Below are 16,336 nucleotides of genomic sequence, written 5' to 3' on the forward strand. Positions count from 1 at the left end.
CGGGATTGCACATGCGGTGTTTGGCGCTATTGTGCGCGGCTTTCAAAAGAACCGATACAGGGATGAAGCTGATGCACAAGGTCATTTTCGACACGGATCCCGGCGTTGACGACGCCATGGCGCTGCTCTTCCTGCACCGTCACCCGGAAGTCGATCTCTTGGGCGTGACGACGGTCTTCGGCAACGTGGCCGTCGATCTCACCACCCGCAACGCGCAGTTCCTGCATCGGGAATGGAAAATCCCCGCGCCGATCGCCAAGGGAGCCGGCGAGACCATCGATCCGTCGCGCCGCGATGATCGTGCGGCTTCCGTGGTGCACGGCGCCGACGGGCTTGGCAATATCGGCGTGCCGGAAGCAATCGACTGGCCGCTCGACCCCCGCCCCGCCCACGAATTCATCATCGATACCGTGCGTGCTCATCCCGGCGAGGTGACGCTGGTGGCCGTTGGGCGCATGACCAACCTTGCACTGGCCGTGAAGGCCGACCCCGAGCTTGCCGGTCTCGTCAAGGACGTCATCGTCATGGGCGGCGCCTTCGACGTCAACGGCAACGTGACGCCGGCGGCGGAAGCCAATATACATGGCGATCCGGAGGCGGCCGACCTCGTCTTCATCACGCCGTGGAAGGTGACGATCGTCGGTCTCGACGTGACGATGAAGACCATCATGTCCGCAGACTATCTGGCCGAAATGGTCGAGGCCGGCGATCAGCCGGTCAAGCTGCTCTCGGATCTTTCTCAATATTATATCGACTTCTACAGGAGCCGGGTCGGCATAGCCGGGATGGCGGTGCATGACAGCACGGCCTGCGTCTACCTCGTCCGTCCCGATCTCTTCACGGTGCGCAGCGGGCCGGTCAGGGTCGTCTGCGGCGGGCTTGCCGACGGCGGGACGATTCAGGCGCCCGACCGCGGCCGCAGGTTCGTCGGCACGCCCTGGGACGGCCAGCCGAGCCAATGGGCCTGCACCGGGGTCGAGGCCGAAAGGGTGCTTGAGGTGATCCGGGCAGCCATCGTTGAAAGCCAGGCAATCCCGGCGTAAAGAGCCCTGATCCTTCGCTCCGGGACTGCGGTTCGGGACATCTGACAAGGGGCGGCACGCGGCGGGCAATTGCTGTTTGGGCAACAGTTCGCACGCAAATTTTTGCCCGAGAACACGAGGCCATTGGCATTTGAGATCGATTTGCCTATGTGGAACCTTGATTTTGATATTCTCTAGAGGACATGGGCGTGACTGCTACATTCGACAAAGTTGCCGACATCATCGCTGAGACCAGCGAAATCGATCGCGAGACGATCACGCCGGAAAGCCATACGATCGATGATCTCGGCATCGACAGCCTGGACTTCCTGGACATCGTCTTCGCGATCGACAAGGAATTCGGCATCAAGATCCCGCTGGAACAGTGGACGCAGGAAGTGAACGAAGGCAAGGTTTCGACCGAGGAATATTTCGTTCTGAAAAACCTCTGCGCAAAGATCGACGAGCTGAGGGCGGCGAAGGGCTGATCGTCGCTGATCGCCCGGCCGGCAATTTCATGCTGCTCGAATACTTCCAGATGATCGATCGCGTCGAAGCGGTCGATCTCGGGACAAAGGTCTTGAAGGCGCGATCTGTCGTGCCGTCGAAGAGCCCGGTCTTTGAAGGCCATTTCCCCGGCATGCCGCTGGTGCCGGGCGTGCTTCTGATCGAAACCATGGCGCAGGCCTCCGGCTTCCTCGTACTGGCGGCCACCGATTTTGCCGCCATGCCCTTCCTGATGTCGGTCGACGGAGCCAAGATGCGCACCTTCGTGGAGCCGGATGCCGTGCTCGACATCGAGGCATTCCTGGAGCACGAAGGGTCGGGTTATGCCGTCACCAAGGCAAAGATATCGAGCGCCGGCAAGAAGGTTTGCGACGCCCAGCTGAAGCTGCGGACCATGCCATTCAGCGATATTCCGCTGGCGCCGATCGTCCGCAAGCGCGCCGAGGAAGTCGGCCTTATGGACGCGATTGCCGCAAGCGCCTAAAACCGGTCCGGAGAATCCGGTGGGTATCAAGAGGACATGATGAAATCTGACAATGACGTCGTGATTACCGGCATCGGCATCGTCACCTGCCAGGGCGTAGGCAAGGAGCCGCACGTGGCGCTGCTGTCGGCTGCCGACGCGGGTGCACCGAAGGTCGAAACCGAGCGTTTCAAGCCCTATCCGGTCCATCCGATGCCGGAGATCGACTGGTCGGCGCAGATCGCCAAGCGCGGTGATCAACGGCAGATGGAGAACTGGCAGCGGCTCGGCGTGTTTTCCGCCGGTCTGGCGCTGGACGATGCGGGACTAAAGACGGATGCGGAAGCCTGCGCCTCGATGGACATGATCGTCGCGGCGGGCGGCGGCGAGCGCGACATCAAGGTCGATTCACTGATCGTCGACGAGGCGCTGAAGCGCAACGACCGCGAGATGCTCTTGAACGAGAAGCTGACGACGGAACTGCGCCCGACGCTGTTCCTCGCCCAGCTTTCCAACCTCGTCGCCGGCAATATCTCGATCGTCCACAAGGTCACCGGCTCTTCGCGCACCTTCATGGGCGAGGAGGCGGCGGGTATTTCCGCCGTCGAGACCGCCTTCCACCGCATCAAGTCCGGCCAGTCCACCCACAGCCTCGTCGGCGGCGCCTTCGTTGCGGAACGCGCAGACATTATCCTGCTGGTCGAAGGCATCCGCGCCCATGCGACGGGCGGGTGGCATCCACTCTGGTCCCGTTCGCCGCATAATGGGGGCGGCATGATCATGGGTTCGGTCGGGGCGTTTCTCATCCTGGAGTCGCGCGCGCATGCGCAAGCCCGAGATGCGCATGCCTATGCCACGATCGATGCGATCGAAGGCGACCGCGGCAACCGCGACGAGGGCCGTCTGGAAAAGCGGCTCGCACGTCTTGCCGCGCATGCATCCGGCATTTCGAAATCCGATACGGTCGTTTTCTCCGGCGCAAGCGGCCTCGTGGACCTCGCTGCCCGCGAAAAGTCGGTGCTGGAAGAACAATTCGCCGGGGCCGCGATCCGCGGTTACGGCGGCGTGACGGGCCACGGCATGGAAGCACAGTTCCCGCTCGGGCTGGCGCTTGCCGCGCTCGCCTTGGACGGGGCTGCCCGCGTGCCTGCGTTCGATGCTGAGAACGAAAAGCCGATGACGGCTGCGGCGAAACACGCCGTGGTGACGACGGTCGGTTACACGCGCGGCGAGGGCCTTGCGGTCCTGTCTGCCGCGTAAGGAGATTTTGATGAGCGACAACCGCTTCAAGGATCATCTCGGCCGGCCGATCGTGGCGGTCACCGGCATGGGCGTCATCACCTCGCTCGGCCAAGGGCTTGCCGACAACTGGGCCGCGCTGACCTCCGGCACGTCCGGCATTCACAAGATCACCCGCTTTCCGACCGAGGGCCTGTCGACCCGCATTGCCGGCACGGTGGATTTCATCACGGTGCCTGCCAACAATTCCGTCGAGCGCTCCTTCGCGTTCGCCCGCGAAACCACGAGGGAGGCGCTGGCGCAGGCTGGGCTTTCCGGCGATTTCGATGGTCCGTTATTCCTCGCCGCACCGCCGGTCGAGCCGGAATGGAGCGACCGTTTCGCGCTTGCCGACCGCGCGCCGCCATCGCAGGTCGAAGGCGATGCCTATGACCGCTTCCTGGCGGCCATGCGCGAGCGTCCCGATCCCGTCTTCCTCGAAGCCGTGCAGTTCGGTTCGATCTCCGAACGCCTCGCCGACACCTTTGGCACACGTGGATTGCCGGTGACGCTGTCGACGGCCTGCGCCTCCGGCGTCACGGCGATCCAGCTCGGCGTCGAGGCGATCCGCCAGGGTCGCACGGATCGTGCGCTGACGGTTGCGACCGACGGTTCGGTCAGTGCCGAGGCGCTGATCCGCTTCTCGCTGCTGTCTGCGCTTTCCACTCAGAACGACCCGCCGGAAAAGGCCTCCAAGCCGTTCAGCAAGGATCGTGACGGTTTTGTCATCGCCGAAGGGGCGGCGACGCTGGTGCTCGAATCGCTCGAATCGGCGATCGCCCGCGGCGCGAAAATTTTAGGCATCATGAAGGGTTGCGGCGAAAAGGCCGACCATTTTCACCGTACCCGCTCGTCGCCGGACGGAGGACCTGCGATCGCCACGATCCATGCGGCGCTTGCGGATGCCGGCGTGGACGAAAGCGGCATCGGCTACATCAACGCGCATGGCACATCCACGCCCGAAAACGACAAGATGGAATATGGCGCGATGCTGGCCGTCTTCGGCGACCGATTGAAGGAAATTCCGGTTTCCTCCAACAAGTCGATGATCGGCCATACGCTGACCGCGGCCGGCGCCGTGGAAGCGGTTTTCTCGATCCAGACGATGCTGACCGGCACCCTGCCGCCGACCATCAACCATACCAATCCTGATCCGACGATCATGCTCGACGTAGTGCCGAACAAGAAGCGGGACGGGCAGCCGAAGGCGGTGCTTTCCAATTCATTCGGTTTCGGCGGACAGAACGCTAGCCTTGTCATGACGCTGGAACCGGCGTAAGGCCAGCGCCATTGATCGGGACGTCATCCTCGGCCTTGTGCCGAGGATCTACCAACGTCGGTTAAATGAAAGTTAGCAGATGCTCGGGACAAGCCCGAGCATGACGGCGGGGCTGTGGCGAGGTCCTCGTCAGCTTGGTGGATCTGGAAGGAAATATAAAATCATGCGCGCTCTGCAATTGATCGACGACCGCAAGCTCGAGGCGGTGGATATTCCGGAGCCCGAGGCGCCGGGTCCGGGCGAGGTGACGCTGCGTGTCAAGGCGGTTGCGCTCAATCACATCGACGTCTGGGGCTGGCGCGGCATGGCATTCGCAAAGCGCAAGATGCCGCTGACGATCGGCGCGGAAGCTTCCGGCGTCGTGGAAGCGATCGGCCCGGGCGTTTCCAATGTGCTGCCCGGCCAGCTCGTGTCGATCTACGGTGCGCGCACCTGTGGCCTCTGCAAGCCCTGCCGCGAGAAGCGCGACAATCTCTGCGAACACGTCTCCGGCGTGCACGGCTTCCATCTTGACGGTTTTGCGCAGGAAAAGGCCAACCTGCCGGCCCGTCTGCTGGTTCCGGCTCCGCCGGGCGTCGATGCAGTGGCCGCAGCCCTTGCACCGGTCACGTTCGGCACTGTCGAGCACATGCTGTTCGACAATGCCAAGCTGCAGCCGGGCGAAACCATTCTCGTGCATGCCGGCGGCTCCGGCATCGGCACGGCGGCCATCCAGCTCGCCAAGAAGATGGGCTGCACCGTCATCACGACGGTCGGTTCCGACGACAAGATCGAGAAGGCCAAGGCGCTCGGCGCCGATCACGTCATCAACTACCGCACCGACCGTTTCGAGGGCGTCGTCCGCAAGCTCACCAGGAAGAAGGGTGTCGACGTGGTCTTCGAACATGTCGGCAAGGATACCTGGGCCGGTTCGATGCTCTGCATGAAGCGCGGCGGTCGTCTCGTCACCTGCGGCTCCACGTCCGGCGTCTCCACCGAGATGAACCTGATGATGCTTTTCCAGCAGCAATTGAAGCTGCTCGGCTCCTTCGGCTGCCGGATGGAGAATATGGCGGACGCGATGCAGAAGATGGCGCAAGGCATCGTCCATCCGGTCATCGATACGGAAGTCACCTTCGACGAGATCGACAAGGCCCTGGAACGGATGGAAGGCCGGCAGATCTTCGGCAAGATCATCCTGCGCATGGACTGAGGTTATCCCGGTGAAGATGTTCATCACCCGGATCGTGCTTTCGCTGCGGAATTTCCAGCAATGGCTGGTGGCGCAGCTTGCTTTCGGCCTGCTCAATTTCCTGAAGATATTCCCGGCCGATCCGGCAATCCGCTTTGCCGACCGCATGGCGCGCCGCATCGGCCCGAAGCTTGGCCGTCACAAGCTGATGCTGGTCAACCTGCGCAACGCCTATCCGGAAAAGACGGACGAGGAACTGGAGGAGATCGCCGTCGCGAGCTGGGGCCATATGGGGCGGCTCGCCGCCGAATACGTCTTCCTCGACAGGCTTTTCGACTTTGACCCCGAGCGGACCGGGCCGGGCAGGGTGGAGGTCTCCGGCATCCCGATCTTCGTCGATCTGCGCGACAACCCCCGTCCATTCATCGTCTTCACCGCCCATACCGGCAATTTCGAACTGCTGCCGGTGGCCGGCAAGGCGTTCGGCCTGGAGGTCATGGTGATGTTCCGGCCTCCGAACAACCCCTATATCGCCCGGAAGATTTTCGATTTCCGGGCTAGCCGCATGGGTCAGCTCGTACCCTCGCACGCCGGCTCCTCCTTCGCGCTGGCGCGCAGATTGGAAGAAGGGGGCGGCGTCGGCGTGCTGGTCGACCAGAAATTCCGGAAAGGTCTTCAGACCTCTTTTTTCGGACGCCCCGTACAGACCAATCCGCTGCTGGCCAAGCTCGTCCGGCAGTTCAACGCGGAAGTCTATCCAGCCCGCTGCATTCGCTTGCCCGGTAACCGCTATCGCCTAGAGATCGAACCCAAGATCGAACTGCCGCGCGATGCCAAGGGCAATATCGACGTTCAGGCGACGGGTCAGATCCTGAACGACAAGGTGGAGAGCTGGGTGCGGGAATATCCGGAGCAATGGCTCTGGTATCACGACCGCTGGCATATCAAACGCTACCTGTAGCGCCGCCTCATAAAATCTGATTACATCTCGGGATTGTAGAGCCGAAATTTACGTTAAGTCATCGGCCACAAATTGGGTCCGATTTTGTAAAAAGAATTAATGTGAATCGGGTTTCATTGCGGAGGCACGGTCCTTGGGAAGGATCGCCGGCATGTCTCCGGCAAGCGGGAGAGGGTGGTCTTTTGGAAGCGCTGATCGATCTTTTCTGGTCCAAATATGCGGATTTGCGTCAGGCGGTCGAGCGCAACGACACGCCCGCGACCGCGGTGCTCGATCGCGAACTCGATCCGCTGCTGCTGGCGATTTTTTCGAGCCAGGGAAAGGATCCGGCAAGCATTCAGGCGCAGTTCCGGTTCGCTCTCGATCTTCTGAACGAGGAGGCCGACGACCGCGGTTGCGTACGCCGCAACGCACATCTGCTGCAGATGCTCGTCGAACGCTACGTGGCGCCCGAAACAGGAATACCGGCCAACCGGCGGCCTGATCCGGACCTAAGCGACAGTGCCGCGATTGCCGACGCGACAGCCGACGGTTTTCTGGATGACGCCCTTCTCAACCGGCTCTCGGATCGTATCATGGTGATCGCGCCAGGTTACCGCATCTTCTACACCAACGAAACGAATGCCCGCCGCCTTGAACTGCCACGCGACGCGCTGATCGGCCGGCATTTCGCCGAGTTCATCGGCATTCACCGTTTCCGCAACGAGTTCAAGTCCAGCCTCGACCGCTGCTTCGACGGCGAGAGCATTTCGCTCACCTATGCCGACCAGGTCGACGGGCAGACAGTAGTCATCCGTTGCCGCATGTCGCCTTGCGTCTCGGGATCGTCGCAGCTGATCGGAGCGCTTCTCGTCATGCAAGAAACCGCCGACCGCCGGCGGCGGCCAGCCGCCTGACCCTTTATTTGTCCGACCAGACAGCCAGCTCATACCCTTCCGGATCGGCGAAATGGAATCTCCGGCCGCCGGGGAAGGTGAAGATCGGCTTGACGATCCTGCCGCCCGCCTTCTCGACACGCATCAGCGCGTCCTCCAGATCATCGGCGAACAGAATGATCAGTGCGCCGCCCATGGCGGATATGTTCGTCGATTTGGCAAAGCCGCCTGTCAGGCGACCGTCCTGAAACTCGCAATAATCGGGACCGTAGTCGGTAAAGGTCCAGCGGAAGGCGGAGCCGTAAAACGCCTTGGCGCGCTCCACGTCGGCCACGTTGAATTCGATATAGTCGATCTTGCGATCCGCGCCGCGATTTCCCATCGAGGCCTCCTCTTATTTGTTTTCCAACAGGTCCTTCAGCGTCTTCAGATCCTTGGAGACATGGGCGGCGTCGGCTTCAAAGCCGGCGTCGTCCATGTCCGGACGCTTCAGGAGCATGAACGAGATTTCGGCCCCGTCGCCGTTTGCCACGACGCGCATCGAGTTCTCGACCGTGAGGCCGTTTGCCATCGTCACCGTGTGGTCGAGGATGCCGAAAGGATTTTTCTGCGAAAACCGCACGCGAATCTCGCCCAGCGGCCCACCATCGCCGACCCAATCCTCGCCATCGGGCCTGAGGCCGCTTGCGAGGCCGGATGCCCATCGGACCATGTTTTCCGGCTGTGCGGCGAAGGCATAAACCTGCTGCCACGGCCTATTGATGCCGATATGAATGAAGCGTGCGGGAAGAATGGTCATGGAAAACCTCCATCGATTTTTTCCGAATCTAGCCTAAGTCGATCCGCGGCTCTTGAAGAAAACGGACAATCAGGCGGAAAGCTGCCTGCGGATGTCGAGCGGCGTCATGGTCGTGAATTCGCGCACGTCCCGTGTCATGTGGGCCTGGTCCGCATAACCGGTATCGAGCGCAAGAATGGCGAGGCTGTTGGCTTCGGGGTCGCGGGCGCGTTTCAGGAACCGCTGAAGGCGGAGGACGCGGTCGAGCGTCTTCGGGCCGTAGCCGAAGTGGTCATGCGCCCTGCGACGCAGCGTCCGTTCGCTGAAGGCAGAGCTGATATCGCCGGCAGCCGCCCGCCCGTCCAGCAGGAAGCCGAAGAGCGATTCCATTTCCTGCGGGGCGTCGGTAGCCGTTAAGGCTTCGCGTATCGCCCAGCCTTGCAGAAGCCTCATCCTCGCTGCGGTTTCCGGCACGGCCGCAAGCCGTTCTTCGATGTCCCGAACGTCGTCGCGCAAAACGCCGAGCGGCACGGCCTGCCCGACGAGCTCGCAAAGCGGCAGGTCGAGCCAGCCAAGCGCAGCACCCGGCCGGAAACGCAAACCGAGAACCGTTTCTCCGGGCGCGAGACGCGGAAAGGCCGCGGTGCGATCCGGCCCGATGACCATCAGCCGCCCGCCCGACCAAACGAGTTCGCTGCATCCATCGGGAACGACCGCCAACCGGCCTTTGAAATCATGCGGCATGCGGTGCATCCAGGCACAGCAGAACAGCCGGCAGAGCGCGCCAGTCAGCCGCCGTTCCCGGTAGATCCCGAAGCGCGCGGCAAGCAGGGTCGCGTCATTTCTTGCGAGCGGGTTCAGAGCATCCATAAAGGCATATCTAGCATCGAAAATCGGCGCTGCCATGGCATGCCGGTTGGAGGTAGGAGAACGCCGCACGGCCATGCGGCGGAGACGGAGTGTCATGGAAATTTAATCGTTTAGCGTCGCCTCCGCCTTGCCGTTTACCTATATGAGTGCGACAACATCCCGCGAATCTTCAAATGGAGGCACATCCGTGGAACAGGCAGAAATCGGCCTTATCGGGCTCGGCGTCATGGGCTCTAACCTCTCCCTCAACATTGCCGAAAAAGGCAACAAGATCGCCGTTTTCAACCGATCTCCGGAAGCGACCCGCAAATTCTACGCCGAGGCCGGCGACCTGCAGGGCCAGATCGTCCCCTGCGAGACGCTGGAAGAATTCGTTGCCGCCATCCGCCCGCCGCGGCCGATCATCATCATGATCAAGGCCGGCGACCCGGTCGACCAGCAGATGGAGCTGCTGAAGCCTTATCTTTCAGCCGGCGACATCATGATCGATGCCGGCAACGCCAATTTCCGCGACACGATGCGCCGCTTCGACAACTTGAAGGATTCGGGTTTTACTTTCATCGGCATGGGCGTGTCGGGTGGTGAGGAAGGGGCCCGCCATGGACCGTCGATCATGGTCGGCGGCACCGAGGACAGCTGGAAGCGCGTCGAGAAGGTGCTGACCTCGATCTCCGCCAAGTTCAACGCCGAACCCTGCGTCGCCTGGCTTGGCGAAAACGGCGCCGGCCATTTCGTCAAGACTATCCACAACGGCATCGAATATGCCGACATGCAGATGATCGCCGAAATCTACGGCATCCTGCGCGACGGCCTCGGCATGAGCGCGTCGGACATCAGCGAGGTCTTCGGCAAGTGGAATACCGGCCGCCTCAACTCCTACCTGATCGAAATCTCCGAAAAGGTGCTGAAGGCCGTCGATCCGATTTCCGGAAAGCCGATGGTCGACGTGATCGTCGATGCCGCCGGCCAGAAGGGCACCGGCAAATGGTCGGTCATCGAGGCGCAGAACATGGGCGTCGCCGCGACTGCCATCGAAGCTGCCGTCGCCGGTCGTATTCTCTCCTCCCAGAAGGGCGAGCGCGAAGCGGCTGAGAAGATCTTCGGCCTTCCGAAAGTCGCCGCCGTGCCGGGCGACAAGGCTGCCTTCATCGACGATCTCGAAAACGCGCTGCTCGCCGCCAAGATCGGCGCCTATGCGCAGGGCTTTGCGGTCATGGCCGCGGCATCCGCCGAATATAGCTGGAACCTGCCGATGCCGACCATCGCCAAGATCTGGCGCGCCGGCTGCATCATCCGCTCGCAGTTCCTCGACGAGATCACCTCGGCCTTCACCAAGGATCCGCATGTGGCGAACCTGATCGTCACGCCTGCCTTCGCCCAGATGGTCAAGGATACGGACGCCCCGCTGCGTCGGGTCGTTTCCTATGCGACGCTCTCCGGCCTGCCGGTTCCGGCACTCGCTTCGGCGCTTTCCTATTTCGACGCCTATCGCCGCGGCCGCGGCACGGCGAACCTCATCCAGGCACAGCGCGACTTCTTTGGGGCTCATGGCTTCGACCGTCTCGACGGCGTCGACAAGCATCACGGCCCGTGGGGCAGCGGTCTTGCCGACTTCGCCTGATCGGCTCGTCCTTCTGGGAACCAAGGGCGGCCCGGCCATCCGGCCGGGCGGTCCGTCTCCGACCTCGATGCTGCTCGATCTCGGTGGACGCCGGATCATCATCGATTGCGGCCTCGGTGTGACGCGCGGGCTCGTGGAAGCCGGCATGCGGCTTTCCGAACTCGACCTCGTCTTCGTCACCCACCTGCATTCCGATCACGTGCTGGAACTTGGGCCGCTCATCCATACGGCATGGACCACAGGGCTCGCCAAGCCGGTCACCGTTTATGGTCCGGCGGGCACGCAAGCAGTCTGGAAGGGTTTTCTGGCGTCGCTCTCCTACGACATCGCAACCCGGATCGCGGACGAAGGGCGGCCCGATCTCGAACGTCTTGCGACGGTCCGGGAATACGGCCCGGGTGCCGTGATCGAAACGGAAGGTCTGAGGGTCACGGCGTTTCGGGTCGATCACCCGCCGGTGACGGATTGTTTCGCGCTGAAGGTGGAAGGCGAGGGGCGTTCGATCGTCTTTTCTTCCGATACAGCCTATTTCCCGCCGCTTGCCGATTTCGCGCGGGGCGCGGATATCCTCGTCCACGAGGCCATGCTGCCGGAGGGCGTCAACAGCATCGTGGCCCGCACGGGAAACGGTGCTCGGTTGCGCGAACATCTCGTCGCCTCCCATACCTTCGCCGCGGATGCGGGGCGGATCGCAACCGCCGCCGGCGTCGGTCGGCTGGTTCTCAACCATCTGATCCCGGCTGACGACCCGGTCTTCGATGAAGGACACTGGCGCGCGGCGCTTGCGGATACGTTTGCCGGCGAACTGATCGTCGGCCGCGACGGCCTTTCGATTTCGCTCTGAAACGGCCCCTTCTTGCCCGTTACCGGTCCCTCGGCGCCATCTTCGAGGGTACGGGTTTGGCAACGCTCTGCAGCAGTTCGGATCCGACGCCGTCGATCCGGGCCATCAGCGCCTTGGCGAGTTCGCGTCCGGCCTGGCGGATGTCCTCGCTCACCGCATAGATTTCCGGACGGATCCAGTTCAGCACCTCGGCGGACTGTTTCGAAACCATGTCGACGTCCGTGCCGAGTTTCTTTCCGGCGGCCTCCAGGCCTGCGACCAATGCTATCGTCGCCGAACCGCTGATCGACATGATCCCGTCCGGCGGCTCGACGGAACGCATCATTCGCTCGGCATAGGCGCGAATTTCGTCGAGCGGCGTCTCGCTCGTCACCCGGCCCATCGGCACCTCGGTGGCGCCGAAATCCGCCAGCCCGCGTTCGAAGCCGATCCGACTGTGGACGTAGAAGGCGAAGCGGCTCTGCGGCGCCAGGAAGGCGATGCGCCGGCGGCCCTTTTCCACCAGCTTCTGGACGGCCTGGTAGGCATAGGCCTCGTTGTCGTAGTCGTGATAGGGGTGGACGATCCCCATATCGGTGCGACCGTGCGTAACGAAGGGCAGGTTGCGTTCCGTCATCAGCCTGACGCGCGGATCGTCGGGTTCTATGCGCGAGATGATCACCCCGTCGGCCGAGCCGGTGTCGAGGATGTAGCGCACCGGCACCATGGGATCCTTCTCGAAGGAATGCGGCGTCACCACAAGGTGATATTGCGTGCCGCCGAGAACTTCCGAAATGCCGCGCACCATCTGGCTCGTGAAGCCCATCAGTTCGTCGTCGATACTGAGAACGAGAGCGATGACGTTGGTCTTGCCGGTTCTCAGGCGCACGCCGGCGCGGTTCGGCTGGTAGCCAAGCTGGTTGGCGACGAGGCGGACGCGTTCCTTGGTGTCGGCGCCGATATCCGGTGCGTCCTTCAACGCCCGCGAGACCGTGGTGATGCCAAGTCCCGTCATGTAGGCGATCGTCTTCAAAGTGGGGCGCTCTCGGACCGCCGTCTGCGTTCCGCCCGCCCTTGATCTTCCGTTGTCGTCCATTATCTGCCGTCGCTGCCCCCGAGTCAGTGGCCACTATAAAGAGCCGAAGCTTGCCTGGAAACGTTGCGACACTCCCTTCTCCTCCATCGCAAATTCAATAACTGAAACGATACAGGTAAAATGTCGAGGGGAATTTTTGAGCCTGCGTAAAATCCGTATCCGAAAGTTGTACAACGCAGGTGCGAAATCACTATATGCAGCTGCGAACGTCAGGTTGCCTTAATCGCCGAATCTTCTCCGAAATTCTGCGATCTTTTTGCGATTGCACGCGTAACGCCGGCTACTTGGCCGGCATCCCATTTTCTTCCTAGAATTGTATTTTCTCGACTCTCGAATTTTTTCATGCAAATCCGGTTGCGTGTCTGGAGAGATTGGCTTACGTTTTTACGGCAACGTTTCAGTGAGGGAGGAGACTCATGAATATCCGTTCAATCGCGGCTGTATTGGCCGCCACCGTGGCGCTGCCGCTCGGCGCGGCGCATGCAACCGATCTCGAAGTCACGCATTGGTGGACCTCCGGAGGCGAGGCTGCGGCGGTCAAGGAACTCGCGACAGCCTTCGACGCGACGGGCAACAAGTGGGTCGACGGCGCCATCGCCGGTTCGGGCGGCACCGCCCGCCCGATCATGATCAGCCGCATCACCGGCGGTGCGCCGATGGGCGCCACGCAGTTCAACCACGGCCGCCAGGCCGAGGAACTGGTCCAGGCCGGCCTGATGCGCGATTTCACGGATCTCGCCAAGAAGGAAGGTTGGGACAAGATCGTTCGCCCCGCGAGCCTTCTCAAATCCTGCACCTTCCAGGGCAAGATTTACTGCGTGCCGCTGAACATCCATTCCTGGCAGTGGCTGTGGCTTTCCAACGACGCCTTCAAGAAGGCCGGCGTTGCCGTCCCGAAAAACTGGAATGAATTCGTCGCGGCGGCTCCGGCCCTCGAAAAGGCCGGCATCGTGCCGCTCGCCGTCGGCAGCCAGGCCTGGCAGTCGACTGGCTTGTTCGCCGTGCTGACGGTCGCGATCGGCGGCAAAGACCTCTATCAAAAGGTCTATGGCGACAAGGACGCAAAGGTCGCGGCCGGTCCTGAAATGGCGAAGGTGTTCAAGGCAGCCGACGACGCCCGCAAGATGTCGAAGGGCACCAATGTGCAGGACTGGAACCAGGCGACCAACATGGTGATCACCGGCAAGGCCGGCGGTCAGATCATGGGCGACTGGGCGCAGGGCGAGTTCCAGCTCGCCGGCAAGAAGGCAGGCGTCGACTATACCTGCCTTCCGGGCCTCGGCGTCAACGAGGTTATCTCGACCGCCGGCGACGCCTTCTACTTCCCGATCCTGAAGGATCCGGCGAAGACCGCGGCTCAGGAGCAGCTCGCCTCGGCTCTGCTCGCTCCGAAGACCCAGGTCGCCTTCAACCTGAAAAAGGGCTCGCTGCCGGTTCGTGGCGACGTCGACCTTGCCGCCGCCAACGATTGCATGAAGAAGGGTCTCGACATCCTCGCCAAAGGCAATGTCGTCACCAGCACCGACCAGCTCATCACGCAGGATACGCAGAAACAGCTGGAAGACCTGATGTCGCAATTCTTCGCCAACGCGTCGATCACGCCCGAAGACGCGCAAAAGCGCTTCGCCGCGATCTTCTCCAAGGCCGACTGATTGGCCTGAAGAGTGTTCCGACAACCGGCTCCGTCCTCATGGAGCGTCCTTGGGGACGGAGCCGGTGATGGCTTGTCTGAAGCAGGCTTTGCGAAGAAGAGGAGTTGACCATGGCGGCGCATACTCAGCCCGGCCGACCCAACCAATTGTTCCGCAATCTCAATTCGAAGGTTGCCTCGATTCCGATGATCCTGACGGCCGTGGTGATCTTCCTCGGCGGCACGATCTGGACCGTCACCTATTCCTTCACCAATTCCAGGCTCCTGCCGCGGCTTTCCTTCGTCGGCCTCGACCAATACGAACGCCTCTGGGATACGCCGCGCTGGGTCGTCTCGATCCAGAATCTGGCGACCTACGGTTGCCTTTCGCTGATCTTTAGCCTGACGATCGGTTTCATCCTGGCGGCGCTGATGGATCAGAAGATTCGTTTCGAAAATACCTTTCGGACGATTTTCCTCTATCCCTTCGCGCTCTCCTTCATCGTCACCGGCCTTGTCTGGCAGTGGATCCTCAATCCGGAATTCGGCGTGCAATCCGTCGTGCGGTCGCTCGGCTGGACGAGCTTCACCTTCGATCCGCTCTATAATTCCGACATCGTCATCTACGGCATCCTGCTTGCCGCCCTCTGGCAAGGCACCGGTCTCGTCATGTGCCTGATGCTCGCGGGGTTGCGCGGCATCGACGAGGATATCTGGAAAGCTGCGCGCGTCGACGGCATCCCCATGTGGAAGACCTATCTCTTCATCATCATCCCGATGATGCGGCCGGTCTTCATCACCACGCTGGTACTCATCACCAGCGGCATCGTGCGCGTCTACGATCTCGTGGTGGCGCAGACGAGCGGCGGGCCGGGCATCTCCTCCGACGTGCCGGCAAAATACGTCTACGACTACATGTTCTTCGCCCAGAACCTCGGCCAGGGTTTTGCCGCATCCTCGATGATGCTGCTCACCGTCGCCATCATCATCGTTCCCTGGGCCTATCTCGAATTCGGAGGGCGCAAGCGTCGTGGCTAACACTTTCACCATCACCGCCGATCCGTCCGGCACAAGGCTACAGCCAGGCCCGCAGGGCGCAAGACCGCGCAAGGTGCTGTCGCCCCGCAATATTATTGTCTACGGCACGCTCACCGTCGCGGCGCTCTATTACCTCGTGCCGCTCTATGTGATGGTCGTGACCTCGCTCAAGGGCATGCCGGAAATCCGTCTCGGCAACATCTTTTCGCCGCCGATGGAAATCACTTTCGAGCCTTGGGTGAAGGCCTGGGCGCAAGCCTGCACGGGCCTCAACTGCGACGGGCTTTCGCGCGGCTTCTGGAATTCGGTGCAGATCACCGTGCCGTCGGTTCTGCTGTCGATTGCGATCGCCTCGGTGAACGGCTATGCGCTGGCCAACTGGCGGTTCAAAGGTTCGGAGATCTTCTTCACGATCCTCATCGTCGGCGCCTTCATTCCCTATCAGGTGATGATCTATCCGATCGTCATCGTGCTGCGCGAAATCGGCCTCTACGGCACGCTTTACGGTCTGATCCTGGTGCATTCGATCTTCGGCATGCCGATCCAGACGCTGCTGTTCCGCAATTACTTCGTCTCGCTGCCGGAAGAGCTCTTCAAGGCGGCACGTATCGACGGGGCAGGGTTCTGGCAGATCTATTTCCGCATCATGCTGCCCATGTCGCTGCCGATCTTCGTCGTCTCGATGATCCTGCAGACCACCGGCATCTGGAACGATTTCCTGTTCGGCGTGGTGTTCACCCGGCCGGATACCTATCCGATGACCGTGCAGCTCAACAACATCGTCAACTCGGTCCAGGGCGTGAAGGAATACAACGTCAACATGGCGGCGACGCTGCTGACGGGTGCGGTTCCGCTGATCGTCTATTTCGTTTCCGGCCGGCTTTTCGTCCGCGGCATCGCGGCCGGCGCAGTCAAAGGGTAAAA

Annotated in this window: 17 protein-coding genes; 13 read left to right on the top strand and 4 right to left on the bottom strand. The window is 61.8% G+C overall.

Annotated features, from left to right (window positions below; all coding sequences use genetic code 11):
• The first annotated feature begins 71 nt into the window (after positions 1 to 71).
• From DMO26_RS13815 to DMO26_RS13850, 8 genes are all read left to right on the top strand, one after another.
• Complete coding sequence (locus tag DMO26_RS13815; RefSeq protein ID WP_117192771.1) at positions 72 to 1,043, top strand: nucleoside hydrolase; 972 nt, start codon at positions 72 to 74, stop codon at positions 1,041 to 1,043.
• A 182-nt stretch (positions 1,044 to 1,225) separates the two neighbouring features.
• Complete coding sequence (locus DMO26_RS13820) at positions 1,226 to 1,510, top strand: acyl carrier protein (RefSeq protein WP_003495848.1); 285 nt, start codon at positions 1,226 to 1,228, stop codon at positions 1,508 to 1,510.
• Between the two features lie 29 nt (positions 1,511 to 1,539).
• Positions 1,540 to 2,013, top strand: coding sequence for a 3-hydroxyacyl-ACP dehydratase FabZ family protein (locus DMO26_RS13825; RefSeq protein ID WP_117192676.1), 474 nt, complete (start codon positions 1,540 to 1,542; stop codon positions 2,011 to 2,013).
• Positions 2,014 to 2,049: 36 nt separating this feature from the next.
• A complete protein-coding gene (locus DMO26_RS13830) occupies positions 2,050 to 3,252 on the top strand; it encodes a beta-ketoacyl-ACP synthase (RefSeq protein ID WP_162894886.1) in 1,203 nt (400 codons plus the stop codon).
• Between the two features lie 10 nt (positions 3,253 to 3,262).
• Entirely contained in the window at positions 3,263 to 4,549 is a 1,287-nt protein-coding gene (locus tag DMO26_RS13835; RefSeq protein ID WP_117192678.1) for a beta-ketoacyl-ACP synthase, read from the top strand.
• Positions 4,550 to 4,712: 163 nt separating this feature from the next.
• Complete coding sequence (locus DMO26_RS13840) at positions 4,713 to 5,741, top strand: zinc-binding dehydrogenase (RefSeq protein ID WP_117192680.1); 1,029 nt, start codon at positions 4,713 to 4,715, stop codon at positions 5,739 to 5,741.
• A 10-nt stretch (positions 5,742 to 5,751) separates the two neighbouring features.
• Entirely contained in the window at positions 5,752 to 6,681 is a 930-nt protein-coding gene (locus tag DMO26_RS13845) for a lipid A biosynthesis lauroyl acyltransferase (RefSeq protein WP_117192681.1), read from the top strand.
• Between the two features lie 182 nt (positions 6,682 to 6,863).
• Positions 6,864 to 7,577, top strand: coding sequence for a PAS domain-containing protein (locus DMO26_RS13850; protein WP_117192682.1), 714 nt, complete (start codon positions 6,864 to 6,866; stop codon positions 7,575 to 7,577).
• A gap of 4 nt (positions 7,578 to 7,581) precedes the next feature.
• On the opposite strand, the gene DMO26_RS13855 is transcribed toward DMO26_RS13850, so the two are convergent.
• The 3 genes from DMO26_RS13855 to DMO26_RS13865 all read right to left on the bottom strand — a co-directional run bounded on the left by DMO26_RS13855 (position 7,582) and on the right by DMO26_RS13865 (position 9,300).
• Positions 7,582 to 7,938 carry a VOC family protein gene (locus tag DMO26_RS13855; RefSeq protein ID WP_117192683.1) on the bottom strand — a complete coding sequence of 119 codons (357 nt, stop codon included), beginning with the start codon at positions 7,936 to 7,938 and terminating at the stop codon, positions 7,582 to 7,584.
• Between the two features lie 12 nt (positions 7,939 to 7,950).
• A complete protein-coding gene (locus tag DMO26_RS13860; protein ID WP_117192684.1) occupies positions 7,951 to 8,355 on the bottom strand; it encodes an SRPBCC family protein in 405 nt (134 codons plus the stop codon).
• Between the two features lie 69 nt (positions 8,356 to 8,424).
• A complete protein-coding gene (locus DMO26_RS13865; RefSeq protein ID WP_117192686.1) occupies positions 8,425 to 9,300 on the bottom strand; it encodes a helix-turn-helix domain-containing protein in 876 nt (291 codons plus the stop codon).
• A 91-nt stretch (positions 9,301 to 9,391) separates the two neighbouring features.
• On the opposite strand from DMO26_RS13865, the gene gndA reads away from it, so the two are divergent.
• Complete coding sequence (gene gndA, locus DMO26_RS13870) at positions 9,392 to 10,825, top strand: NADP-dependent phosphogluconate dehydrogenase (protein ID WP_117192687.1); 1,434 nt, start codon at positions 9,392 to 9,394, stop codon at positions 10,823 to 10,825.
• Complete coding sequence (locus tag DMO26_RS13875) at positions 10,809 to 11,669, top strand: MBL fold metallo-hydrolase (RefSeq protein ID WP_226951287.1); 861 nt, start codon at positions 10,809 to 10,811, stop codon at positions 11,667 to 11,669. Before gndA ends, DMO26_RS13875 begins: the two co-directional genes overlap by 17 nt.
• A 19-nt stretch (positions 11,670 to 11,688) precedes the next feature.
• On the opposite strand, the gene DMO26_RS13880 is transcribed toward DMO26_RS13875, so the two are convergent.
• Positions 11,689 to 12,744 carry a LacI family transcriptional regulator gene (locus tag DMO26_RS13880; RefSeq protein WP_117192690.1) on the bottom strand — a complete coding sequence of 352 codons (1,056 nt, stop codon included), beginning with the start codon at positions 12,742 to 12,744 and terminating at the stop codon, positions 11,689 to 11,691.
• A 416-nt stretch (positions 12,745 to 13,160) separates the two neighbouring features.
• On the opposite strand from DMO26_RS13880, the gene DMO26_RS13885 reads away from it, so the two are divergent.
• From DMO26_RS13885 to DMO26_RS13895, 3 genes are all read left to right on the top strand, one after another.
• The gene (locus DMO26_RS13885) at positions 13,161 to 14,396 is read left to right on the top strand and encodes an ABC transporter substrate-binding protein (RefSeq protein WP_117192691.1); all 1,236 of its coding nucleotides are present in this window, start codon (positions 13,161 to 13,163) and stop codon (positions 14,394 to 14,396) included.
• Positions 14,397 to 14,506: 110 nt separating this feature from the next.
• Positions 14,507 to 15,412 (top strand): carbohydrate ABC transporter permease, encoded by a 906-nt coding sequence (locus tag DMO26_RS13890; protein ID WP_117192693.1) that lies wholly within the window; start codon positions 14,507 to 14,509, stop codon positions 15,410 to 15,412.
• A 10-nt stretch (positions 15,413 to 15,422) separates the two neighbouring features.
• On the top strand, positions 15,423 to 16,334 hold the full coding sequence (locus DMO26_RS13895) for a carbohydrate ABC transporter permease (protein ID WP_404947052.1): 912 nt from the start codon (positions 15,423 to 15,425) through the stop codon (positions 16,332 to 16,334).
• Positions 16,335 to 16,336: the final 2 nt, after the last annotated feature.

It is taken from the genome of Rhizobium terrae (genome assembly GCF_003425685.1).
GTDB lineage: Bacteria > Pseudomonadota > Alphaproteobacteria > Rhizobiales > Rhizobiaceae > Neorhizobium > Neorhizobium terrae.